25 protein-coding genes are annotated in these 20,695 nt (G+C 65.4%); 9 read left to right on the forward strand and 16 right to left on the reverse strand.

All coding sequences use genetic code 11. The features are described from left to right. Nucleotides 1–3 precede the first annotated feature (3 nt). Nucleotides 4–1,668, reverse strand: coding sequence for a DUF1800 domain-containing protein (locus tag RSW2DRAFT_RS11940; protein ID WP_156790705.1), 1,665 nt, complete (start codon nucleotides 1,666–1,668; stop codon nucleotides 4–6). Nucleotides 1,669–1,759: 91 nt separating this feature from the next. Then, entirely contained in the window at nucleotides 1,760–2,857 is a 1,098-nt protein-coding gene (gene ychF / locus RSW2DRAFT_RS11945; RefSeq protein WP_008031311.1) for a redox-regulated ATPase YchF, read from the reverse strand. A gap of 114 nt (nucleotides 2,858–2,971) precedes the next feature. Between ychF and RSW2DRAFT_RS11950 the strand changes: the two genes are divergently transcribed. Together RSW2DRAFT_RS11950 and trpA are read left to right on the forward strand one after the other, a co-directional pair. Continuing rightward, nucleotides 2,972–3,379: a VOC family protein gene (locus RSW2DRAFT_RS11950; protein WP_008031312.1), complete on the forward strand. Its 408-nt coding sequence runs from the start codon at nucleotides 2,972–2,974 to the stop codon at nucleotides 3,377–3,379. Between the two features lie 60 nt (nucleotides 3,380–3,439). Continuing rightward, nucleotides 3,440–4,231 carry a tryptophan synthase subunit alpha gene (trpA, locus tag RSW2DRAFT_RS11955; RefSeq protein WP_008031314.1) on the forward strand — a complete coding sequence of 264 codons (792 nt, stop codon included), beginning with the start codon at nucleotides 3,440–3,442 and terminating at the stop codon, nucleotides 4,229–4,231. 4 nt (nucleotides 4,232–4,235) lie between these two features. Here trpA and RSW2DRAFT_RS11960 read toward each other — a convergent pair whose 3' ends face one another. Beyond that, nucleotides 4,236–5,513, reverse strand: coding sequence for an Nramp family divalent metal transporter (locus tag RSW2DRAFT_RS11960; protein WP_232209683.1), 1,278 nt, complete (start codon nucleotides 5,511–5,513; stop codon nucleotides 4,236–4,238). 234 nt (nucleotides 5,514–5,747) lie between these two features. Here RSW2DRAFT_RS11960 and mntR point away from each other — a divergent pair, with 234 nt between their 5' ends. Both mntR and RSW2DRAFT_RS11970 read left to right on the forward strand, forming a co-directional pair. Next, a complete protein-coding gene (mntR, locus tag RSW2DRAFT_RS11965) occupies nucleotides 5,748–6,179 on the forward strand; it encodes a manganese-binding transcriptional regulator MntR (protein ID WP_008031319.1) in 432 nt (143 codons plus the stop codon). A 64-nt stretch (nucleotides 6,180–6,243) separates the two neighbouring features. Then, nucleotides 6,244–7,407, forward strand: coding sequence for an alpha-hydroxy acid oxidase (locus RSW2DRAFT_RS11970; protein WP_008031322.1), 1,164 nt, complete (start codon nucleotides 6,244–6,246; stop codon nucleotides 7,405–7,407). A gap of 38 nt (nucleotides 7,408–7,445) precedes the next feature. Here RSW2DRAFT_RS11970 and RSW2DRAFT_RS11975 read toward each other — a convergent pair whose 3' ends face one another. From RSW2DRAFT_RS11975 to RSW2DRAFT_RS11985, 3 genes are all read right to left on the reverse strand, one after another. Then, the gene (locus tag RSW2DRAFT_RS11975) at nucleotides 7,446–8,099 is read right to left on the reverse strand and encodes a DUF1523 family protein (RefSeq protein WP_008031323.1); all 654 of its coding nucleotides are present in this window, start codon (nucleotides 8,097–8,099) and stop codon (nucleotides 7,446–7,448) included. A 7-nt stretch (nucleotides 8,100–8,106) separates the two neighbouring features. Continuing rightward, nucleotides 8,107–8,370, reverse strand: a complete 264-nt coding sequence (locus tag RSW2DRAFT_RS11980) for a hypothetical protein (RefSeq protein WP_050786815.1) — start codon at nucleotides 8,368–8,370, stop codon at nucleotides 8,107–8,109. Between the two features lie 157 nt (nucleotides 8,371–8,527). Beyond that, the gene (locus RSW2DRAFT_RS11985) at nucleotides 8,528–8,731 is read right to left on the reverse strand and encodes a hypothetical protein (protein ID WP_008031326.1); all 204 of its coding nucleotides are present in this window, start codon (nucleotides 8,729–8,731) and stop codon (nucleotides 8,528–8,530) included. A gap of 148 nt (nucleotides 8,732–8,879) precedes the next feature. Between RSW2DRAFT_RS11985 and RSW2DRAFT_RS11990 the strand changes: the two genes are divergently transcribed. Continuing rightward, a complete protein-coding gene (locus RSW2DRAFT_RS11990; RefSeq protein WP_008031328.1) occupies nucleotides 8,880–10,148 on the forward strand; it encodes an acetylornithine deacetylase/succinyl-diaminopimelate desuccinylase family protein in 1,269 nt (422 codons plus the stop codon). Between the two features lie 130 nt (nucleotides 10,149–10,278). Here RSW2DRAFT_RS11990 and panC read toward each other — a convergent pair whose 3' ends face one another. Then, the gene (gene panC / locus RSW2DRAFT_RS11995; protein ID WP_008031329.1) at nucleotides 10,279–11,118 is read right to left on the reverse strand and encodes a pantoate--beta-alanine ligase; all 840 of its coding nucleotides are present in this window, start codon (nucleotides 11,116–11,118) and stop codon (nucleotides 10,279–10,281) included. After that, nucleotides 11,115–11,945, reverse strand: a complete 831-nt coding sequence (gene panB / locus RSW2DRAFT_RS12000; RefSeq protein ID WP_008031332.1) for a 3-methyl-2-oxobutanoate hydroxymethyltransferase — start codon at nucleotides 11,943–11,945, stop codon at nucleotides 11,115–11,117. The genes panC and panB overlap by 4 nt, the downstream gene beginning before the upstream one ends. Before the next feature lie 158 nt (nucleotides 11,946–12,103). Between panB and RSW2DRAFT_RS12005 the strand changes: the two genes are divergently transcribed. Beyond that, the gene (locus RSW2DRAFT_RS12005; protein WP_008031334.1) at nucleotides 12,104–12,445 is read left to right on the forward strand and encodes a cupin domain-containing protein; all 342 of its coding nucleotides are present in this window, start codon (nucleotides 12,104–12,106) and stop codon (nucleotides 12,443–12,445) included. 2 nt (nucleotides 12,446–12,447) lie between these two features. Here the strand turns inward: RSW2DRAFT_RS12005 and RSW2DRAFT_RS12010 are convergent, their stop codons facing one another. Next, nucleotides 12,448–13,164 (reverse strand): L,D-transpeptidase, encoded by a 717-nt coding sequence (locus tag RSW2DRAFT_RS12010; protein WP_008031336.1) that lies wholly within the window; start codon nucleotides 13,162–13,164, stop codon nucleotides 12,448–12,450. Between the two features lie 191 nt (nucleotides 13,165–13,355). Between RSW2DRAFT_RS12010 and RSW2DRAFT_RS12015 the strand changes: the two genes are divergently transcribed. Beyond that, nucleotides 13,356–13,820, forward strand: a complete 465-nt coding sequence (locus RSW2DRAFT_RS12015) for a YbjN domain-containing protein (protein ID WP_008031338.1) — start codon at nucleotides 13,356–13,358, stop codon at nucleotides 13,818–13,820. A gap of 92 nt (nucleotides 13,821–13,912) precedes the next feature. Here the strand turns inward: RSW2DRAFT_RS12015 and RSW2DRAFT_RS12020 are convergent, their stop codons facing one another. From RSW2DRAFT_RS12020 to RSW2DRAFT_RS12030, 3 genes are all read right to left on the reverse strand, one after another. After that, nucleotides 13,913–14,644 (reverse strand): L,D-transpeptidase, encoded by a 732-nt coding sequence (locus tag RSW2DRAFT_RS12020; protein WP_008031339.1) that lies wholly within the window; start codon nucleotides 14,642–14,644, stop codon nucleotides 13,913–13,915. 70 nt (nucleotides 14,645–14,714) lie between these two features. Beyond that, a complete protein-coding gene (locus RSW2DRAFT_RS12025; protein ID WP_040672117.1) occupies nucleotides 14,715–14,900 on the reverse strand; it encodes a hypothetical protein in 186 nt (61 codons plus the stop codon). 43 nt (nucleotides 14,901–14,943) lie between these two features. Continuing rightward, nucleotides 14,944–16,149 (reverse strand): aminopeptidase P family protein, encoded by a 1,206-nt coding sequence (locus RSW2DRAFT_RS12030; protein WP_156790707.1) that lies wholly within the window; start codon nucleotides 16,147–16,149, stop codon nucleotides 14,944–14,946. Between the two features lie 354 nt (nucleotides 16,150–16,503). Here RSW2DRAFT_RS12030 and RSW2DRAFT_RS12035 point away from each other — a divergent pair, with 354 nt between their 5' ends. Next, complete coding sequence (locus RSW2DRAFT_RS12035) at nucleotides 16,504–17,496, forward strand: P1 family peptidase (protein WP_040672119.1); 993 nt, start codon at nucleotides 16,504–16,506, stop codon at nucleotides 17,494–17,496. Here the strand turns inward: RSW2DRAFT_RS12035 and RSW2DRAFT_RS12040 are convergent, their stop codons facing one another. The 3 genes from RSW2DRAFT_RS12040 to pgsA are packed head-to-tail and all read right to left on the reverse strand — an operon-like array spanning nucleotide 17,497 to nucleotide 18,852. Beyond that, complete coding sequence (locus RSW2DRAFT_RS12040; RefSeq protein WP_008031344.1) at nucleotides 17,497–17,940, reverse strand: molybdenum cofactor biosynthesis protein MoaE; 444 nt, start codon at nucleotides 17,938–17,940, stop codon at nucleotides 17,497–17,499. 1 nt (nucleotide 17,941) lies between these two features. Beyond that, nucleotides 17,942–18,190 (reverse strand): molybdopterin converting factor subunit 1, encoded by a 249-nt coding sequence (gene moaD / locus RSW2DRAFT_RS12045; RefSeq protein WP_008031346.1) that lies wholly within the window; start codon nucleotides 18,188–18,190, stop codon nucleotides 17,942–17,944. After that, on the reverse strand, nucleotides 18,187–18,852 hold the full coding sequence (gene pgsA, locus RSW2DRAFT_RS12050) for a CDP-diacylglycerol--glycerol-3-phosphate 3-phosphatidyltransferase (protein WP_040672120.1): 666 nt from the start codon (nucleotides 18,850–18,852) through the stop codon (nucleotides 18,187–18,189). Before pgsA ends, moaD begins: the two co-directional genes overlap by 4 nt. Nucleotides 18,853–19,041: 189 nt before the next feature. Here pgsA and RSW2DRAFT_RS17190 point away from each other — a divergent pair, with 189 nt between their 5' ends. Further along, nucleotides 19,042–20,103, forward strand: coding sequence for an SH3 domain-containing protein (locus RSW2DRAFT_RS17190; RefSeq protein ID WP_008031351.1), 1,062 nt, complete (start codon nucleotides 19,042–19,044; stop codon nucleotides 20,101–20,103). A gap of 33 nt (nucleotides 20,104–20,136) precedes the next feature. Here the strand turns inward: RSW2DRAFT_RS17190 and RSW2DRAFT_RS12060 are convergent, their stop codons facing one another. After that, on the reverse strand, nucleotides 20,137–20,682 hold the full coding sequence (locus RSW2DRAFT_RS12060) for a thioredoxin family protein (protein WP_008031354.1): 546 nt from the start codon (nucleotides 20,680–20,682) through the stop codon (nucleotides 20,137–20,139). Between the last annotated feature and the right edge of the window lie 13 nt (nucleotides 20,683–20,695).

Raw genomic sequence — 20,695 nt, forward strand, 5'->3', positions numbered from 1 at the left:
CCCCTACCGCAACAGGAATTCCGGCGTCAGCGCCGCCAGCGCGATCGCGGCGACCGCCACGCCGCGCCGGTTTTCCGCCGAGAGATCACCGACAGGCACTGCCGGATCAATGCCAAGATCGGCCAGCGCCGCCCCAACCAACACGCCCGCCGCCTGATCGCCGATCAACCGTGCAGCCCAGCCTTCAGCAAAGGCACCCTGCGTGCCATCCGCCGCCGAAAACTCGATTCTGGCACTGGCAAACCAGTCCTCATGGGCATAAAGCGCCAGATCGACCGTCCGGTTCAGCGTGCTGGCACCGGTCCAGGCCTCGATCCGGTCGCTGTGGCCGGTCGGCGGGCCGTATTCATGCTGATACCAGCCCGCCCGCGCCAGCTCCCAATGGAAGGCGATCTCGGGGCTATCGACCTCGGCACCGGTGGCGCGATACAGCGCCGCCAGCATCTCGAACGGGCGGCGCAGCTTGCCCGGCGGGGTGGCGGCAAATTCGGGCGACAGCACCAGCGCCCGCAGCACCTGCGCGATCTGGTCGGGCGCATCGACGGCGGCCAGAAACACCTCTGCCAGCCGCGCCACCAAACCAGGGTCGGGCGCATCCGCCAGCAGCCGCCGCGCGATCTTTTCGCAGACGAATGACGCGGTGCCGGGGTGCCGGGCCAGGATGTCCAGCACCCGCTCGCCATCCGCCATCGGCGCGGCATTGCCCTCGAACTCCACCGCGAGTATCCGCTTCTGATAGGGGTCGTGCCAGGCCTCGACATAGTGGAACTGCCCGGTGCGCGGTGCCTCTACCCCTTCGGAAATCCAGCGGCCATCGCCAACGCTCCAGCCGGTAAAGGCCCGCGCGACCTCGTAAACATCCAGATCAAGATAGCCCAGCGCCAGCCCGGCATCCGCCCCCGGCACCTCGTGCCAATGGTGGAACCGGTCGTTCAGATAATTCCCCGCCCCCAGCGTGTGCAACTCCAGCAACTCGCGGGCATAGTTCTCGTTGGCCGGGCTGGCGCGGCTTTCGTCGTTGTTCAGATAGTACAGCATGGCGGGTGAACGGGCCACCTCGCCCAGCATCACCCGGAAATTGCCGAACACATGCTGCCGCAGGGTGGCGTCGTGGCTGGCAAAGAACGCCGCAGTGAACTCGTTTTTTGCCGAGTTGACGTTGAAATGGTCGTGCCAGAACTGCGTCATCACCTCGCGCAACTGTGCGGGCGCATGCACGGCGCGGATCAGGCTGGCCGCGATCACCTCGCGCGCCGGGCGGGCGCGTTCGTCATAGTTCATGCCCTGCGACCAATCCACCAGCCGCATCAGATCGGCGGGGTTGGCCGTCAGCGCCGACAGCGGCCGCATCTCGTCGGTCGCGCGCCATTTGTGGCCGTTCTCGTCCTCGCCCGCCTCGTAGTTGATCCGCAGCCGCGCCGCCGCCAGCCGTTCGTCCAGCCCGGCATCCGCCACCGGCAGGGCCAGTTGCGCCTCCAGCCAGCCTTCGGCCCCCAGCGCCGCGAAGGCGGTCCGCGAGGCTTCATCGGCACCAAAGCTCAGGCGGTTCAGCCATAGGTCCGCCTGCGGCCCCACTGCGGCCCGGCCTGCACGTGGCAATGCCAACGTGGCCACCGCGGCCAGCATGCTCTGATGAAACGCCCGGCGGGTCAGCATCTTCGGCCTCACGACAATTCTGCTGGGCCAAGCCTAGCACGCCCCGCCGCGCCCGCGTCAACCGCGCCTGATCCGCCAGATCTCCCGACGGCAGAAACCCGCCTTAGCCAGAGAACAGGAAGTGCAGCACGTCGCCGTCCTTGACCTCGTAGGTCTTGCCCTCGACGCGGAACTTGCCCGCTTCCTTGGCCCCGGCCTCGCCATTGCCGGCGATATAGTCGTCGTAGCCGATGGTTTCGGATCGGATGAAGCCCTTCTCGAAATCGCCGTGAATGACCCCCGCCGCCTGCGGTGCCAGGGTGCCCTTGGCAATCGTCCAGGCCCGCGCTTCCTTCGGGCCGATGGTGAAATAGGTCTGCAACCCCAGCAGCTCGTATCCGGCCTTGATCAACCGATCGAGCCCGGCCTCGTGCAGCCCCATCTCCTCCAGAAACATCGCCGCCTCATCAGCGGGCAACTGGCTGATCTCTTCCTCGATCCGGGCCGAGATTACCACCGAGGCCGCGCCCTGCGCCGCCGCCATCGCCGCCACCCGGTCGGACTGGCTGTTGCCATGGGCCGCCGAGGCTTCCTCGACGTTGCAGACGTAAAGCACCGGCTTCGAGGTCAGCAGTTGCAACAGCCGCCAGTTGCGGGCGTCATCCGCCGCCACCTTGACGCTGCGGGCAGGCTTTCCCGCCTCCAGCGCCGCAAGGGCTGCCCGCAGCAGCCGGTCCTGATCGACCGAGTCCTTGTCGCCGCCACGGATTTTCCGCGACAGGTTGGCCAAACGCCGCTCGATGGATTCCAGATCGGCCAGCATCAGCTCGGTTTCAATGGTCTCGGCATCCGCGACCGGGTCGATGCGGCCTTCGACATGGGTGATGTCGCCGTCTTCGAAACAGCGCAGCACATGGGCGATGGCGTCACATTCGCGGATATTGGCCAGGAACTGGTTGCCCAGACCCTCGCCCTTGCTGGCGCCGCGCACCAGACCCGCGATATCGACAAATGTCATCCGCGTCGGGATGATCTGCTTCGAACCCGCAATCGCCGCCAGCTTTTCCAGCCGCGCATCCGGCACCGCCACCTCGCCCACGTTCGGCTCGATGGTGCAGAACGGAAAATTCGCCGCCTGCGCCGCCGCCGTCCGGGTCAGCGCGTTGAACAGGGTCGATTTGCCCACGTTCGGCAGCCCGACGATCCCCATCTTGAAGCCCATGAGCCTATCTCCACCAAGGTTTGAGCGGCTTTTAGGCAAGCCCCCGCCCGGGCGCAAGCGCCGCTTGGCCAAAGCCCGATTCGATGGCAGGATACCTGCGGGGAGGATTCAACAATGACCTTCATGCCCTACCTGCATTTCGACGGCACCTGTGCGCAGGCGATGCGGTTCTATGCCGATCTGTTCGGCGGCACCAACCTGCAACTGATGACCTATGCCGAGGCGCCGCCGGGCCAGATGCCGCCCTCCGACCGCATCATGCATGCGCAGTTCACCGCGGCGGGCGGCACGCTGATGGCGTCGGACTATCCGCCGGGCATGGCCGCGCAACCGCAGACCAGCGTCAGCGTGATGACCGCCCCGGCCTCGGTGGACGAGGGGCAGCGGCTGTTTGCGGCACTGGCCGAGGGCGGCAGCGTGGTGATGCCTTGGGGGCCTACCTTCTGGTCGCCCGGTTTCGGCATGGCGCAGGACCGCTTTGGCACCCACTGGATCATTGGCGTCGAACAACCCGCCGCGTGAGCCATTGATTTTCCCGGCGGCATCGCGCAAACCCCTGCCAGCACTTGCAGGGGAAGCCAGATGACCAGGATCGACGCCAAATTCGCCGCGCTGCGGGCCGAGGGCAAGAAGGCTTTCGTGGCCTATATCATGGCGGGCGACCCTGATCTGGCAACCTCGGCGGCGGTGATGCAGGGCCTGCCGGGGGCGGGCGTCGATATCATCGAACTGGGGATGCCCTTCACCGACCCGATGGCCGATGGCCCCACCATCCAGTTGGCGGGCCAACGCTCGCTGGAGGGCGGGCAGACGCTGCAAAAGACCCTCGATATGGCGGCAGCCTTCCGCAAGTCCGACAACACCACGCCGATCGTGCTGATGGGCTATTACAATCCGATCTATTCGCGCGGCGTGGCGAAGTTTCTGGTCGATGCCAAAGCGGCGGGGATCGACGGGCTGATCGTGGTCGATCTGCCGCCCGAGGAGGATGCCGAACTTTGTATCCCGGCGCAGGCGGCGGGGCTGAACTTCATCCGGCTGGCCACGCCCACCACCGATGCCAAACGCCTGCCGAAGGTGCTGCAAAACACCTCGGGCTTTCTCTACTACGTTTCGATCAACGGCATCACCGGGGCGGCGGCGGCCAATCCGGCCGACGTGGCGCCGGAAGTGGCGCGGATCAAGGCCAAGACCGACCTGCCGGTGATCGTGGGTTTCGGCATTTCCACGCCCGACGCCGCCCAGGGCATCGCCGCGATTGCCGATGGCTGCGTGGTGGGGTCGGCCATCGTCAAGGACATCGGCGCGGGCAAGCCGGTGGCCGAGGTGCTGGCCAATGTGGCGGCGCTGGCCGCGGGCGCGCACCGGGCCTGAGGCCCTATGAAAGCCCCGGGATCGGCACGCCGAAGGTCTGCACCAGCAGCACCGCGTTCAGCGACAGCACCACCACCGCCCCCAGGATCGCCAGATTGCGCACCAGCGGCCGGTTGACGTAAGGCCCCATGATGTCGGACCGGCTGGTAAAGATCACCAGCGCCAGCATCGGCACCGGCAGCGCGATGCTCAGCACCACCTGGCTCATCACCAGCGCCTGCGTCGGGTTCACCCCCCAGGCCACCACGGCAAAAGCCGGCACCATCGTCACCAGCCGCCGCAGCCAGATCGGGATGCGGATGCGCACGAAACCCTGCATGATCATCTGCCCGGCCATGGTGCCCACCACCGAACTGGAGATGCCCGACACGATCAGCGAGGTCAGAAACACCGCCGCCGCCGCTCCGCCCAACAAGGGCGTCAGCGTGTGATAGGCGGTCTCGATTTCCGCCACATCGCTGTGCCCGGCATGAAAGGCCGATGCTGCCATCATCACCATCGCCATGTTCACCAGCCCGGCCACCGCCAAGGCCAGAACCACCTCGATGTTCGAAAAACGCAACAGCTTGCGCCGCTCGGCCTCGTTTCGCAGCGGCGCGCGCGACTGCGTCAGGCCGGAATGTAGGTAAATCGCATGTGGCATCACCGTGGCACCGATGATCCCCACCGCGATGGTCAGCGCCGCGGCATCGGGGATCTGCGGCAACACCAGCCCGCGTGCGGCTTCGGACCACACGATGGGGGCGATGAAAATCTCGATCAGGTAGCAAAGCCCGATCACCGCCACCAAGGCACCGATGATCAGCTCCATCGGCCGGAAGCCGCGGCCCTCGAACATCAGGATGCCGTAGGTCACGATGGCGGTGACCGCCATCCCCGCCATCAGCGGCATGTCGAACAGCAGCGCCAGACCAATCGCACCACCCAGAAATTCCGCCAGATCGGTGGCCATGGCGGCGATCTCGGAAATCACCCACATGACCATGACCACCGGCCTTGGAAAATTGTCGCGGCACAACTCTGCCAGGTTCTTGCCGGTGACGATGCCGACCCGTGCCGACAGCCCCTGGAACAGCATGGCGATCAGGTTGGCCATCAGCACCACCCACAGCAGGGCAAAGCCGTAACCCGCCCCGGCCTGGATGTTGGTGGCATAGTTGCCGGGGTCCATATAGGCGATCGAGGCGATGATTGCCGGCCCGGCGAACAGCCACACCGACCCCGGCCCGCCGCGCTTGCCCGCCAGCACCGCCGCCATGCCGCTGCGGGTGCGGCCAGTCATGGACAGGTCTGGTTTGCCGTCAGGCATACGACTGGTTTCTCCGCGTTGCATCTGCCGAAGTGAAGCCTAGGCTACACCTTTGTCAATCGGCAAATTCCCGTAGCCAGTTCAACAAAACGGGAGTCGATGCAACAAAGCTGCCAAATTGTAGCCTTGGCTCTATCTTCTGCCGCGATTTTCAGGAAAGGATCGTCCATCCCGGGCCAGCCCCGGCCCAGAAACAGGACAACGCCGGTGCCGCATCCCCCCCTGCCCGACAGCGACGCCGCCGCCCAGGCCGACCGCTTCAGCCATGCCCGCACCGCACAGTCGATGACCCTGCTGGAGGATTACACCGAGATGATCGACGATCTGGTGCGCGCCCATGGCGAGGCCCGGATCACCGATATCGCACACCTGATGGGCGTCACCCACCCCACCGCCACCAAGGCCGTGGCCCGGCTGAAGCGCGAAGGCCTGGCGGTGTCGCGCCCCTATCGCGGTGTGTTCCTGACCGAGGCGGGCAACGCCATGGCCGCCCGCGTCCGCGCCCGCCACCGCATCGTGGTGGATGTGCTGCTGGCGCTGGGCGTGCCCGCCGATGCCGCCGAGATCGACGCCGAAGGCATGGAGCATCACGTCTCCGCCGCCACGCTTGCGGCGTTCGAGGCTTACCTGCGGCGCTGACCATTGCGCCCACCCCGGAAGCGGCGCTATCAATCCAGCACGCCGTGCCGCAAAGGATGCCGCCATGCCCGTGATCACCTGCATCGAAGACCTGAAGCGCATCTATAAACGCCGCGTGCCGAAGATGTTCTACGACTATTGCGAAAGCGGCAGCTACACCGAGCAGACCTTTCGAGACAATGTCAGTGATTTCAGCCAGTTGCGGCTTCGCCAGAAGGTTGCGGTCGATATGTCGGACCGCTCGACCGCCAGCACGATGATCGGCCAGCCGGTCGCGATGCCGGTGGCGCTGTCGCCGGTCGGGCTGACCGGCATGCAAGCGGCGGATGGCGAGATCAAGGCGGCACGCGCGGCGGCGCGGTTCGGCGTGCCGTTCACCCTTTCGACCATGTCGATCTGTTCGATCGAGGATGTTGCCGCCCACAGCCCCGCGCCGTTCTGGTTTCAGCTTTACGTGATGCGCGACGAGGATTTCGTCGATGCGATCCTCGAACGCGCCAAAGCCGCCAAATGCTCGGCGCTGGTGCTGACGCTGGATCTGCAAATCCTTGGCCAGCGCCACAAGGATCTGAAAAACGGCCTGTCCGCGCCCCCCAAGCTGACGCTGCCGGTGCTGGCCGATCTGGCCACCAAATGGGCCTGGGGGCTGGAGATGCTTGGCACCAAACGTCGCAGCTTTGGCAATATCGTCGGCCATGCCAAGGGGGTCGGCAACACCTCCAGCCTGACAAGCTGGACCGCCGAGCAGTTCGACACCCAGCTGGACTGGACCAAGATCGCCCGCATCCGCGACCAATGGGGCGGCAAGCTGATCCTGAAGGGCATCCTCGACGCCGACGACGCCCGCCTTGCCGCCGATTTCGGGGCCGATGCCATCATCGTCTCGAACCACGGCGGCCGGCAACTGGACGGGGCGCTGTCGGCCATCCGCATGTTGCCCTCTATTGTGGCGGCAGTCGGCGAGCGGATCGAGGTGCATATGGACGGCGGCATCCGCTCGGGTCAGGACGTGCTGAAAGCGCTGGCCTTGGGGGCCAAAGGCACCTGGATCGGCCGCTCGTACATCTATGGCCTGGGTGCCATGGGCGAGGCCGGGGTAAGCAAGGCGCTGGAGGTGATCCAGAAAGAGTTGGACGTGTCGATGGCACTGTGCGGCGAGCGTGACGTCAAGTCGCTGCGCCGCGAAAACCTGCTGGTGCCGCGCGACTTTGAAGGCGACTGGGCCTGAACCAAGAAACTGCGGTCAGGACCGGCGCATCACCGGCTTCACTTGCCGCGCCCGGTCAGCCTGCTCCACAGCCCGCGGGCCTTGTCACGGGCGGCATCCGCGCTTGCATCCACCGCGTCCAGCGCGTTGTTCACGTCATCCATCGCAGGCTCGATGGTGCGCTCGCGGAACTGCAACCACATCCGCCGCAGCATCAGCAGCAAAAAGGCCACCAGCGCGATGAAAAGCGTATTGAACCACGGCCAGATCGAAACATCCGGCCCCGCCACCTGCCGCACCGAAACGGCGTTCGGGAAGATGGTGAACAACTGGTTTCGCCAACCGTAGTGGGTGATCGCCACCCATTTCGGCGATGCTTCGGTCGAGGTCAGGTCGGTCGCGGCCGCCTGCACATCAAAGCTGTTGACCTTGAAATACGGCGGCCAGCCCCAGCCGGTATCCTCGTTGCGATAGACCATCGGATCGCCGTCCTGCTGGATGGCCTGGATGAATTTCACATCGCGGCTGTTCGAGATGGTGCCATCGGTGCCGACATCCGGGGCGGCAAAGAACCAGCTGTTCTCGCCCAAGTCCATGCGCTGGGTGTTGGTGCCAACGATGCGCACGATGTCATGTTGCGGCAGCGTGTAATGCGCAAAGCTGAGCACAATCAGCAGGATCGTGCCCCAGAAGGTCCATTTCACATAACGCATGTCAGCCTCACCCGAAGTTCAGAACATAGAACAGCACGCCAAAGACCACTGTCGGCACCACATAGACCAGCCACACCAGTTTGGCCCGCAGGCTGCGGCGATAATCCCTCATGCCTGCCTCTATATAGGCATCGCGGTCGCCGTCCACACCCCCGGCGTCGAATTGCTTTTCCAGTTCCTCGCGCTGCACCGAGCGGGCATAGATCGAGACCAGCACGAACACCACCGTCAGCCCGACAAAGCCGAACAGAATCAGTCGCAAAATGCCCATCATAGCCTTGCCTTTCCTGTGGCCGCTCGGGGTCAAAGCAACTCTTGCATAGCGCGTTTTGCCGCATCAGGAAATCCGCCAGATGGCCGCGCCCCCATTCACCTTTGCCCAAATATCCCGGGGGGCGCCGCAGGCGGGGGGCAGCGCCCCCTTTGCCTTACAGCTTGTCGGCAATCGGGCATTTGCCCAGATCGCCACCGCAGTCCAGCGGCTTGTCCGACCCCTTCGGCGCGATGCTGGCGGCATGGGTGCAAAAGGGCACCGCCACCCGCTGCGGCGCAAACTCGCGCTGGCCGGGGCGGTGGGCATTGGCCCGCAGCACCTTGATTTCGGTCCGGTAGAACGTGCAGCGTTCACTCATGTCGTTTCCCATCGTTGTAAGATCGCCAGGTCCGGCCTGCCCTGTCCATACCTGAAACCGCCGCCCGGGCAAGCCGATCCTGAAAATTGGCCAATCCCCGCCGCGCCCGGCTCTTGCCGAAACCGCCCGTGGCGGGCAAGCTTGCCCCATGCAGACCGCCCGCCTCCTTGCCGAGATCGACGCCCGCCGCGACGGGCTGATCGCGCTGACCCAAAGCCTGATCCGCATCCCGACGCTGAACCCGCCCGGCCTGAACTACCGCGATATCTGCGATTTCCTGGCCGCGCGCCTGACTGCCGCTGGCTTTTCCACCCGGTTGATCCGTGCCTATGGCACCCCCGGCGACAGCGACGCCCACCCGCGCTGGAACCTGATCGCCCGGATCGAAGGCGCCGCCCCCGGCGATTGCGTGCATTTCAATTCGCACCATGATGTGGTCGAAGTCGGCCATGGCTGGACTCGCGACCCGTTCGGCGGCGCAATCGAAGGCGACCGCATCTATGGCCGCGGGGCTTGCGACATGAAGGGCGGTCTTGCCGCCTCGATCATCGCCGCCGAGGCGTTCATTGCCACCCACCCCGATTTCCGCGGCAGCATCGAATTGTCCGCCACGGCAGACGAGGAATCCGGCGGCTTTGGCGGCGTGGCCTACCTTGCCGAACAGGGCGCCTTCGCCCATGTGCAGCACGTCATCATCCCCGAGCCGCTGCACAAGGACCGCATCTGCCTTGGCCATCGCGGCGTCTGGTGGGCCGAGGTGGAAACCTTTGGCCGCATCGCCCACGGCTCGATGCCTTTTCTGGGCGACAGCGCGATCCGCCACATGGGCGCCGTGCTGCACCAGATCGAAACCGTGCTTTACCCGCTGCTGGCCAGCAAACACACCGCCATGCCGGTCGTCCCCGAACAGGCCCGGCAATCGACGCTGAACATCAACTCGGTCCACGGCGGCGAGGCCGAGCCTGACCCCGATTACACCGGCCTGCCCACCCCCTGCGTCGCCGACCGCTGCCGCATCATCCTGGATCGCCGCTTCCTGATCGAGGAAGACATCGCGCAGGTCAAAGCCGAACTCACCGCCCTGCTGGAAACCGTGAAAGCCCAACGCCCCGGCTTCACCTACGAGGTCCGCGACCTCTTCGAGGTGCAGCCCACCCTGACCGACCGCGACGCCCCGGTGGTGCGCACAACCGCCGCCGCCATCGAACGGGTGCTGGCCCGGCAGGCGCAATATGTGGTCTCGCCCGGCACCTACGACCAGAAACACATCGACCGCATCGGCCGACTGCACAACTGCATCGCCTACGGCCCCGGCCTTTTGCATCTGGCACACCAGCCCGACGAATGGATCGGCATCCAGGACATGACCGACAGCGCCAAGGTCATGGCGCTGGTGCTGGCCGATCTGCTTGGCTAACCCTTTTCATCTGTTCTCAAATATCCCGGGGGGTGATGAGCGCCCGGAAAACCTTCCAGTGGAAGGTTTTCAGCGAAGAACGCCCGGCCCGTAGCCGGGCTGGGGGGGGCTGGCCCCCCGGCTGCTTCCCCTAGACCGGAATATTGTCGATCAGCCGCACGCCGTCCAGCCAGGCCGCCGCCAGCATCCGGCGCGGCCGGGTCGGGTCGTCCGAGGGCAGCAGCGTGCCCGCGTCGCGCAACTCGATGTATTCGACCCGATCAAAACCCGCCGCCCGCACCTTCTCGGCGGCCTCGCGAATCGCCATGCGGTCGGATTGCCCGGCCCTTATATCCGCCGCCGCCGCCGTGATCGCGGCAAACAGCACCGGTGCCTTCACCCGCCCGGCCTCGGTCAGCCGGGCGTTGCGCGAACTCATCGCAAGCCCGTCCACCTCGCGGATGGTCTCGCAGCCGACAATCTCCACCGCCAGATTCAGGTCCAGCACCAGCTTCTGCACCACCTGCAACTGCTGCCAGTCCTTCTGGCCGAAATAGCCGCGGTCGGCCAGAGTCATGCCGAACAGCTTGGCCACCACCGTCGCCACCCCGTCGAAATGCCCGGGGCGCATCCGACCCTCCAGCGGCTCCGACACGCCCGAAACCGACACCGTGGTGGCAAAGCCCTCGGGGTAAACCTCCTCCGCTGCGGGGGCGAAGATCAGGTCCACCGGCACCGTGGCCAGCAAGGCGGCGTCGGCTTCCTCGGTGCGGGGGTATTTCTTCAGATCATCGGGGTTGTTGAACTGCTTGGGGTTCACGAAGATCGTGGTGATCACCCGGTCGCAGTCGCGCCGAGCGGCACGGGCCAGCGACAGATGGCCGTCATGCAGCGCCCCCATGGTCGGCACGACGCCCACCACTTCGCCCGCCGCTTTCCAGCCGCGCACCGTCTGGCGCAGGTCGGCGACCGTCCGGACAATCGGGGTCATTTCTTCACCGGCACCACATCGGGGAACGCATGTTCAGGCGCCGGGAAGGTGCGGGCGCGCACCTCGGCGGCATAATCGGCGATGGCCGCATCCGCCGCCTGCCCCAGATCGGCATAGCGTTTCACGAACTTCGGGCGGAAGGCGGTGAACATGCCCAGCATGTCATCCACCACCAATATCTGCCCGTCGCAGCGCACCCCGGCGCCGATGCCGATGGTGGGGATGCTCAGGGTCTGGGTGATCCGCGCCGCCAACCCCTCGGGCACCTTTTCCAGCACCACCGAGAAGGCGCCCGCGGCCTGCACCGCCTCGGCATCCGCCATCACCCGCGCGGCATCGGCATCGCGGCCCTGCACCTTGTAGCCGCCCAGCGTGTTCACCGCCTGCGGTGTGAGGCCCACATGCGCCATCACCGGCACGCCGCGCGCCACCAGAAAAGCGATGGTGTCGCGCATATGCACCCCACCCTCCAACTTCACCGCCGCCGCGCCGGTTTCGGCCATCAACCGGCTGGCGTTGCGAAAGGCCTGCGCCGGGCCTTCCTCATAGCTGCCAAACGGCATGTCGATCACCACCATGGCCTTCTCGGCGCCCCGCACCACGGCTTTGCCATGCAGGATCATCATCTCCAGCGTCACACCAAGGGTCGAGGGCAGGCCGTGCAGCACCATCCCCACCGAGTCGCCGACCAGCGCGATGTCGCAATGCGCATCGACCAGCCGCGCCACCGGCGTGGTATAGGCGGTCAGGCAGACGATCGGCACGCCGCCCTTGCGGGCCAGAATATCGGCAGGCAGCGTCGGGCGCAGGGGGGTCGAGGCACTCATGGCGCGGCTCCGTCATGTAAGGGGCGGTTGCGGCTTTATAGCCCTGCCCCCGATGCCGCACCAGCAGAACTTGCCACGCTGCACTGCGGCGAAAACCGCCGCTTGACCCGGCTCTCCGGCGCAGGTCGAATGTGGCAAACCCCAAACCGAGAGGCCCCATGCCCCTGCACACCCGCCTGAACCGCGACGGCATCCCCCCCGAGATCAGCCGCCCCGACCCGGCGAAGCTGATTTCCGGCGATCCGCTGCACAGCACCTGGAATTTCGAAGACCGCGACGGGCTGTATTGCGGCTTGTGGCACTCCACCATCGGCGCCTGGCGGGTGGCCTATGACGAATGGGAGTATTTCCATATACTTGAGGGCCGCTCGCAACTGACAGATGCCGATGGCCAGACCATCACGCTGAACCCCGGCGACAGCCACATCATCCGGCCCGGCTTTCGCGGCATCTGGACGGTGCTTGAACCGACGCTGAAAGACTATGTGATCAGGGTGTGATCTCAGGCCGGTGGCGGGCTGGCCTGCACCAGATAGCCATCGGCCCCCTGCCGCAGAACCCCTTCCAGCCGCTGCGATTCCGCAGCACTGCGCACCTTGACCTGCGCCCCCAGCGGCACCCGGTCGAACAGGTCGATGGCGTCCTGATTGAACAGCCGGATGCAGCCTGCCACAGTCGCCTTGCCCACGGCACTGGATTCCTGCGTGCCGTGAATACGGTAGAAGGTGTCGCGCCCGCCCTGATACAGATACAGCGCCCGCGCCCCCATCGGGTTGGGCGGCCCGCCGGGCAGACCGCGGGCATAGGGCGCGTAAAGCTCGGGGTTGGTGCGGATCATGTTCGGCGTGGGCGTCCAGGACGGCCAATGTTGCTTGCGCCGCACCACCGCCGACCCCGAAAAGTTGCGCCCCTGCTCGCCCACGGCAATGCCATAGCGCAGGGCCCGTTGCGGGCCGGTGACCAGATACAGATAGCGCGCATAGGGATCGACCACGACGGTCCCCACCGGCTCTGGCCCGGTATAGGCGACGGTCACGCGGCGATTGCGTTCGGTCAGATACGCCCTTGGCACCGCCGCCATGGCAAAGCCGCCATCCACCGCTGCCGCATAATGCCGTGCCACATCGGCCGACAGGTTGGCACTGCCCGTCACGCACCCCGCCAAAGCCAGCGCAAACAGCATCGACGCCGCCGCGCCCTTGAACTCTGAGATGCGCATGACAGCCTCCTTTTTGAACCCGTTCGATCACAACCACCACAGGACAGCCAGTCTAGCAGCATGCCGCTTCACAGGCCAACGCTGCGTCAGACCGGTTGCCGACAGTCGCCGCCACCCCAGCACAGCAAGACCGTTGACGCAATTTGCCCGCTGTCGCACCATGACCTTCGTCACCAACCCCGGAGATATTCATGAAACTGCAATTGTTTTCGCTTGTCCTTGCCGCAACGCTGGCCGGCCCGGCTGTATCCGGCGACGTGTTGGCCGACAATCCGGCCGCCATTGCCGAACTGATGCGGAATTTCGGCTATCGCGCCAACCTTGGCACCGATGACCAGGGCGACCCCAAGATCGATTCCTCGTCCGGCGGGTCGAATTTCTCGATCTATTTCTATGGCTGCACCAACGGCAAGGCCTGCGACTCGATTCAGTTTTCCTCGGGCTTCGATCTGACCAAGGGCAGCAGCTTGCAGGTGGTGAACGACTGGAACCGCGACAAACGCTACGGCAAGGCCTACCTTGACAACGAGATGGACCCGTTCATCGAAATGGACTTCAATCTGGATTTCGGCGGCATTTCGGACGAAAATTTCCGCGACAGTCTGGATATCTGGGAACGGCTGGTGGGCGATTTCAAGAAGCACATCAACTTCTGACGCCGCGCTGCAAACAGCAGAACGCCGGTCCGACACGGGGTCAGACCGGCGTTTTCAGAGGAACCGTGGCGCAATGAAACCGCTGCCCGCGTTCAGCCGTTGGCCTCGGCCGTATCGGTCGGAACCGCCGCTGTGGCACCCGGCACATAGGGCACGGCATGGCCGCCGTCGTCATCCATCATCGGGCCTTCGATGGCCAAGGATTCCTCCAGGCTGCGCACCTTCACATGCGCGCCGTGCCCGACGCGGTTGTAAAGGTCGATCGCATCCTGGTTGAACAGCCGGATGCAGCCCGCCGAGGTCGCCCGCCCGATCGAGGTGACATCCGAGGTGCCATGAATACGGAAGTAGGTGTCATGGCCATTGCGGTAAAGATACATCGCCCGCGCGCCCAGCGGGTTTGAAAGCCCGCCCGGCAAGCCGCCGGCATAGTCACGATACATGTCACCCTGAGTGCGCAGCATGTTGGCGGTGGGCGTCCAGGACGGCCACTCTTCCTTGCGCCCGATGTAGCCGCCCCCGCGGAAGGCAAGCCCGGCGCGACCAACGGCGATGGTGTAACGCATCGCCCGCCCGCCTTCGAGCACATAGTAAAGCCTGCGCGCATGGGTATCGACCACGATGGTCCCCGGACGGTCCGATGCCGCATAATCCACCTCGGCGCGTGGCACAGAGCCTTGCAGATATTGCGGATCCACCGCCTGAATGAAGAATTCCCCATCCTGCACCGCTTCATAGCCCGGAACCACCACGGGTTTGGGCGGTTCGGCGGCACAGGCTGAAAGGACCAGAACAAAGGCAAGCGAAATCAGGCGGCTGAGCATGGGTGTCACGGCAATCTCTGCTGGAAGGTAAACGGAGTGGCGCAACAAAGGGCAAAGCCGCTGCGCTGCGTCAAGCCCCCGTGTCACCGACCGGAAAGAAAAGCGCGGCGCCGTGGCAACAAAGGAAGGGTTTCATGCTGCGGACAGGCAGAAACGCCGGAATCCGATCCTGATCGGCACCGGCGTGCCTTGCTGGCATGATGCTGAAAAGGTTCATTCCAGACGCCAACATGCTTTCGGGCAGCAGCGATTCCATGGAATTTGCCATGGAAATGACCACTGCCCGCGATGTCTCGCGGTTACCCCACGACGTTGAATTCCGGGCCATAGGGGTAATGGGTGATGTCTTCCGGCCCGTCCTCGGTGACCACGAAGATGTCATGCTCGCGGTAGCCACCGGCGCCGGGCTGGCCTTCGGGGATGGTCAGCATCGGCTCCATCGAGATCACCATGCCGGGTTCCAGCACGGTGTCGATATCCTCGCGCAGTTCCAGCCCGGCCTCGCGGCCATAGAAATGCGACAGCACGCCGAAGCTGTGGCCATAGCCGAAGGTGCGGTATTGCAGCAATTGCCGCTCGGCCAGGAAGTCGTTGATCTCGGCGGTGATGGCGGAACAGGAACTGCCCGCCCGCAACAGTTTCATGCCGAATTCATGCGCGGCGATGTTGGCCTGCCAGATTTGCAGACTGGCCGGATCGACCTCGCCCACGAACATGGTGCGTTCAAGTGCTGTGTAGTAGCCCGAGATCATTGGAAAGCAGTTCAGCGACAGGATATCGCCGCGTTTCAACTTGCGGTTGGTGACCGGGTTGTGGGCGCCGTCGGTGTTGATGCCCGACTGGAACCACACCCAGGTGTCGCGGTATTCGGCATCGGGGAAGCGTTTGGCAATCTCGCGCTCCATGGCGTCGCGACCGGCGATGGAGACCTCCAGTTCGGTCACCCCCTCGCGCACCGCCTCGCGGATGGCATAGCCACCGACGTCGGCCACATTGGCGCCGTGCTTGATCAGCGCGATCTCGGCGGGTGATTTCATCATGCGCTGCGCCATGGTGGCGGGGGCGATATCCATGCCGCGTTTGGGGGCAAGAAAAGCGTTCAGCTTTTCCGAGCGTTCCAGCGTCAGGTGGTCGGCCTCGCAGCCGATGGCCTTGCCGGTGCCGGTGACCGAGGCCACCGCCCGCCACATGTTGTCGCGCTTCCAGTCGGTATAGGTGATGTTGTCGCCATGGCTGCGGCGCCAGGGCTGACCCGCGTCGATGCCCGCCGAAATGGTCACACATTCGGTGGCGGTCACCACGCAGGCATAGGGCCGCCCGAAGCTGCAATACAGGAACCCCGAATAGTAGGCGACGTTGTGCATCGAGGTCAGCACCACGGCATCCAGTCCGTGCAGCTCCATGATGTCGCGCAGACCGGCGATGCGGTCGTCGTATTCCTCGGGGGCAAAGGGCAGCAGTGCCTTGGTGCCATTGTGAAAGCGATACTGTTCCGGGCGTTCCAGCGTCATTTCAGACCTCATCAAGGGGGTATGCGCGTGCCGCGAGACCCCGAAAGATCCCGGCGTGCAGGACGACAGCAGGATCACCTGCAAGCAGAGGGAAGCGGTTTCCCTGTGACGACGCCATCGCCACGGCCTGCCGCCAAAATGCCCGGCAAATCGGCGCTTGGCAAGCCTGTGCTGGCGGATTCTTCTGGGCTTAAATACCCTCGCTGGTGCGGCAATTCTGGCAGGACGGCGTGACATCCGGCCTTGCCGTCTGGCATGGTGGCAAGGCGGGGGCTGTCTGCCCCCCGGCCGCTGATGGCATCAGCGGCTCCCCCCGAGGATATTTGAGAACAGATGAAGGGTTTGAGAATGAGGGCTGGGGCGCGGAACCTGATTACCGATGTGCCGGGGCTGCTGGTGGGCAATGCGCAGGATGCGGGGTTGCGGTCGGGGGCGACGGTATTGCTGGGGGCGGCGCCGTTTACTGCGGCGGTGCAGGTGATGGGTGGGGCGCCGGGGACGCGCGAGACCGATCTGCTGGCGCCGGACCGGCTGGTGCAGCAAGTCGATGCCTTGGTGCTTTCGGGCGGGTCGGCGTTTGGGTTGGATGCGGCCTCGGGGGTGGCGGATGGGTTGGCGGCGCTGGGGCGGGGGTTTGCGGTGGGGCCGGTGCGGGTGCCGATCGTGCCGGGGGCGATCTTGTTCGACTTGTTGAACGGCGGCGACAAGGCGTGGCGTGACAATCCTTACAAGGCGTTGGGGCGTGCGGCCTTGCAGGCGGCGGCCGTGGAGTTTGCCCTGGGCAGCGCCGGGGCGGGGTATGGGGCGTTGACCGGGCTTTGGAAGGGCGGGCTGGGGTCGGCCTCGGCGGTGCTGGCCAACGGGGTGACGGTGGGGGCGCTGGTGGCGGTGAACGCGCTGGGGTCGGTGACGGTGGGCGACGGGCCGCAGTTCTGGGCCGCCCCCTGGGAGTTGGGCGGCGAGTTCGGCGGGCTGGGGCTGCCGTTCCAGTTTACCCCCGACGACGAGCCGCAGCCCCGAAAGCGGATGGGGGCGGCCACCACGCTGGCCATCGTTGCCACCGATGCGGCGCTGACCCAGGCGCAGGCGTTGCGGCTGGCCACGGCGGCGCATGACGGCATGGCGCGGGCCATCGTGCCGTCGCACACGCCGATGGATGGCGATCTGGTGTTTGCCGCCAGCACCGGGGCGCGGGTGCTGGCCGAGCCGCTGGCCGACACCTTCCTGCTGGGCCACGCCGCCGCCTGCTGTCTGGCGCGGGCAATAGCGCGGGCGGTGTATCTGGCCGAGCCGATGCCGGGAGATTTGCAACCCGCCTGGGCCGGGCAGTTCGGGCGCTGACTACCAGCGGGTCAGGGCTGCCTCGTCGCTGTCTTTCGCGGCCACCCAATGCGCGCCCGCGGGTGTGATCTCGCATTTCCAGAACGGCGCGCGGGATTTCAGGTAGTCCATCAGGAATTCCGCCGCCGCAAAGGCCTCGGCCCGGTGGGCGGCAGCGGTGGCGACCATCATGATGACATCGCCGGGCAACAGGCGGCCATGGCGGTGGATCACCAACGCGTCGATCAGCGACCAGCGCGCCTGCGCCTGATCCATCATCGCGGCAATCGCGGTTTCGGTCATGCCGGGGTAATGCTCGATCTGCATCGCCAGCAGGTCGCCCGCGGCACTGTTGCGCACCAGACCAGTGAAGGTGACGATGGCCCCGGCGCCACTTGCCCCGGCAGCAAAACAGTTCGCCTCGGCGCCCGGATCGAAAGCCTCGGGCTGCACCGAAAGCCGCATCTCAGCCGCCAGTCATCGGTGGAAAGAACGCGACCTCGCGCACGCCGGCCAGGGGGGCGTCGAAACCGGCAAGCTGCTGGTCCAGCGCCACCCGCAGGCTGGCGCGATCGGCAAAGGCCAGCGCGTAACGCTCTTCGCGGGCCACCAGTTCGGCCACCAGATCGGCCACCGTGGCGGCGCTGGTTTCCACCTGTTCGCGCGGCACCCCGATGCGTTCGCGCAGCCAGGCGAAATACAGCACGTCGATCATGCGTCGTCCCGCAGGTAGGGCAGGGATTTGCGGAAATACTCCCAACCGGTGAGGAAGGTCAGCACCGCCGCGATCCAGATCAGGGTCAGGCCAACCAGCGTGGCATAGGACGAACAGCCGCGGGTGCCGCAAGAGCGGATCGGGTCGGCCAGTCCTTGGGTCACCAGATCGGCGTATTGCTCGGGGGTCATGCCCTGCCGCGCGATGCCTTCCAGATGTTCCAGACCGGTGCCAAGGAACAGCACGGCGATGGCCACCATCTGCGCCGTGGTCTTCCACTTGGCCAGTTTGGTCACCTTCAACAGCCCGGCCTTGGAGCCGAGGAATTCGCGCAGGCCGCCGACAAAGACTTCGCGGAACAGGATGACCGTGGCAGGCAGGATCAGCCAGGGGTTCATCCCGGAATAGCCGGTGATGATCAACAGGGCGATCACCACCATCGCCTTGTCGGCAATCGGGTCCAGCATGGTGCCGAACTTGGATTCCTGCTTCCACAGACGCGCCAGATAGCCGTCGAAATAGTCGGTGATGGCGGCGCTGATGAACAGCGACAGCGCGAACCAGTCGGCCCAGGGGCGGTGGAAATACAGAAACATGATCGGCACGCCTGGTGCTGCGAGAAGGCGAAGAACCGTCAGAGTGTTCGGAATGTTCCACTGCATGGGCGATGGATAGCAGGGGAAAGCCGTTGGGGGAAAGGGGAAATGCTTTCGTGGTGCCGGCCTGCGGCGATGCGGTGTTGGTCTGCCACAGGGCCGACGCGGCGGGGGGCACATGGAAATTATTGGTTCCACCGAAGGTCGCGCCGTGGCACAAATCGGCAGCCGGACCGAGAAAGGGAATGTTCTGCAATGAGACTGTCCCGCCGTTTTTTCCGCCTTTCCCTTTCGGGCCTTGGCCTGCTCGCCTCGACCATCGCCGCAGCGGCAGAGCCTGCTGCGGCCATCACCGACCTGAACGTGCGGTCAGGCTCGGGCACTCGTTTCCGCGTTCTGGACACGCTGACCCCCGGCGAAGTGGTCGATATCCGCGAATGTCGGCGCAACGGCTGGTGTCGTATCACCCATGACGGGCCAGAGGGCTGGGTGGCCTCGAACTACCTGACCACCGCCCCCGGCGTGCCGGGCGGTGGGCCAGAGTGTCGCCTTCGCATCAGCCGTGATGCCGACGGACCGGGCTTTGCCTTTGCCTGTGCTGGCGGTGCGGCACCGGCAGACACGCCAGCAAGCGAACCACCCGCGGGCGATCAGGCCCCGGCACCGGGCGCCCCCCCCGTGGGCGATCAGGCCTGCTTTTACGTCGAGCCGAACTTCGGCGGGGCCTCGTTCTGCTATGGTGCCGGCATCCTGCCAACGCTGAACGCGCAGTTCACCGACAAGATAAGCTCGGTGCGGGTGTTCGGCGCCGGTCGGGCGCGGCTGTGCGTCGAGCAGAACCTGAAGCCGTTCTGCCGCAATGTGACGGCAGACATGCCGATGCTGGGTCCTCTGATGAACGACAAGGCCTCGTCCGTGGCGGTCTATACCGGCGCCTGGGTGGAGCCGAACCTGACAGGGGCCGCGCCCAGCATCCATGCGACCGGGCCGCTGAACATTCCCGCCACCTGGACGGCCAATCTGGACAACGGCGTGATGGGCGGCGACGGCACGGATATCTGGTATCGGGTCTATGACCCGGCCACCCGCTTCATCGAGCCGCAGAATGGGGCGCTGCTGGCGCTTGGTGACGGATCAGACCGCGGCTATGACGGCTGCGCGGCGGCAGACTTCACCACGGACCCCATTCCGCTGATGACGCTGCCGGTGGGCAGCTTTGTCTGTGCAAGAACCGACGAGGGGCGGATCTCGCAATTCCGGGTCAATGGCTATGCCTGGGACAGCTTGCAGCTTGGTTGCGTCACCTTCGCGAACTGAACTGACAGGTGCGGCCCCGGCAAGGGCTGCGGGTCAGGGCGACTGGTCCAGCGCCGCCGCCGACTCGAATCCCGCCAGCCACTGCCACATCAGGGTATCGTTGCCGAAGCCGACCTGCCGCCCGCGTTCGCTGCCATCGGCATTCAGCCCGATCACGGAGGGGAAGCCGGTGCCGCCCTGCACGCCGACATCGCATTTCTTGCACAGCGCATCCGGCAGCCCGAAATTGGCAATCTCGTGCCGGAACAGGATGATCGGGCGGACCGCCGATCTCATCTGCACCCAGAAGGTGAAATACGGCGTGTCGAACACGGTCTTGCGCAAAAGCTGGCAGTGCCAGCAGTTGGTTGCGCTGAAATCGGCCATCACGATGCCACCGGTCTGCTTGGCCTGAGCCAGCGCCGCCTCGAAATCCGTGCCCCAGACTGCAATCGGCAGGTTCAGGATGTATTTGAACGCATTGTTCGCCTGCAGCACAAAACTGCCGGGCACGGTGAGACTGCCGCCGCACCCGCCCGGCCCGCAGGTATCGTGCCCGCCGGGGTCTTGATGATACACCGGTTTTCTGGCTTGGGTCATGGCGGAACTCCTC

The sequence above is a fragment of the Rhodobacter ferrooxidans genome, assembly GCF_000176015.1.
GTDB classification, from domain to species: Bacteria; Pseudomonadota; Alphaproteobacteria; order Rhodobacterales; family Rhodobacteraceae; genus Pseudorhodobacter_B; species Pseudorhodobacter_B ferrooxidans.

Excerpts from the sequence above, each read along its gene's own strand:
- ychF (WP_008031311.1), bottom strand. The coding sequence starts at position 2,857 with ATGGGCTTCAAGATGGGGATCGTCGGGCTGCCGAACGTGGGCAAATCG.
- RSW2DRAFT_RS11950 (WP_008031312.1), top strand. The coding sequence starts at position 2,972 with ATGACCTTCATGCCCTACCTGCATTTCGACGGCACCTGTGCGCAGGCG.
- trpA (WP_008031314.1), top strand. The coding sequence starts at position 3,440 with ATGACCAGGATCGACGCCAAATTCGCCGCGCTGCGGGCCGAGGGCAAG.
- RSW2DRAFT_RS11960 (WP_232209683.1), bottom strand. The coding sequence starts at position 5,513 with ATGACTGGCCGCACCCGCAGCGGCATGGCGGCGGTGCTGGCGGGCAAG.
- RSW2DRAFT_RS11970 (WP_008031322.1), top strand. The coding sequence starts at position 6,244 with ATGCCCGTGATCACCTGCATCGAAGACCTGAAGCGCATCTATAAACGC.
- RSW2DRAFT_RS11975 (WP_008031323.1), bottom strand. The coding sequence starts at position 8,099 with ATGCGTTATGTGAAATGGACCTTCTGGGGCACGATCCTGCTGATTGTG.
- RSW2DRAFT_RS11980 (WP_050786815.1), bottom strand. The coding sequence starts at position 8,370 with ATGGGCATTTTGCGACTGATTCTGTTCGGCTTTGTCGGGCTGACGGTG.
- RSW2DRAFT_RS11985 (WP_008031326.1), bottom strand. The coding sequence starts at position 8,731 with ATGAGTGAACGCTGCACGTTCTACCGGACCGAAATCAAGGTGCTGCGG.
- RSW2DRAFT_RS11990 (WP_008031328.1), top strand. The coding sequence starts at position 8,880 with ATGCAGACCGCCCGCCTCCTTGCCGAGATCGACGCCCGCCGCGACGGG.
- panC (WP_008031329.1), bottom strand. The coding sequence starts at position 11,118 with ATGACCCCGATTGTCCGGACGGTCGCCGACCTGCGCCAGACGGTGCGC.
- panB (WP_008031332.1), bottom strand. The coding sequence starts at position 11,945 with ATGAGTGCCTCGACCCCCCTGCGCCCGACGCTGCCTGCCGATATTCTG.
- RSW2DRAFT_RS12005 (WP_008031334.1), top strand. The coding sequence starts at position 12,104 with ATGCCCCTGCACACCCGCCTGAACCGCGACGGCATCCCCCCCGAGATC.
- RSW2DRAFT_RS12010 (WP_008031336.1), bottom strand. The coding sequence starts at position 13,164 with ATGCGCATCTCAGAGTTCAAGGGCGCGGCGGCGTCGATGCTGTTTGCG.
- RSW2DRAFT_RS12015 (WP_008031338.1), top strand. The coding sequence starts at position 13,356 with ATGAAACTGCAATTGTTTTCGCTTGTCCTTGCCGCAACGCTGGCCGGC.
- RSW2DRAFT_RS12020 (WP_008031339.1), bottom strand. The coding sequence starts at position 14,644 with ATGCTCAGCCGCCTGATTTCGCTTGCCTTTGTTCTGGTCCTTTCAGCC.
- RSW2DRAFT_RS12025 (WP_040672117.1), bottom strand. The coding sequence starts at position 14,900 with ATGGAATCGCTGCTGCCCGAAAGCATGTTGGCGTCTGGAATGAACCTT.
- RSW2DRAFT_RS12035 (WP_040672119.1), top strand. The coding sequence starts at position 16,504 with ATGAGGGCTGGGGCGCGGAACCTGATTACCGATGTGCCGGGGCTGCTG.
- RSW2DRAFT_RS12040 (WP_008031344.1), bottom strand. The coding sequence starts at position 17,940 with ATGCGGCTTTCGGTGCAGCCCGAGGCTTTCGATCCGGGCGCCGAGGCG.
- moaD (WP_008031346.1), bottom strand. The coding sequence starts at position 18,190 with ATGATCGACGTGCTGTATTTCGCCTGGCTGCGCGAACGCATCGGGGTG.
- pgsA (WP_040672120.1), bottom strand. The coding sequence starts at position 18,852 with ATGCAGTGGAACATTCCGAACACTCTGACGGTTCTTCGCCTTCTCGCA.
- RSW2DRAFT_RS17190 (WP_008031351.1), top strand. The coding sequence starts at position 19,042 with ATGAGACTGTCCCGCCGTTTTTTCCGCCTTTCCCTTTCGGGCCTTGGC.
- RSW2DRAFT_RS12060 (WP_008031354.1), bottom strand. The coding sequence starts at position 20,682 with ATGACCCAAGCCAGAAAACCGGTGTATCATCAAGACCCCGGCGGGCAC.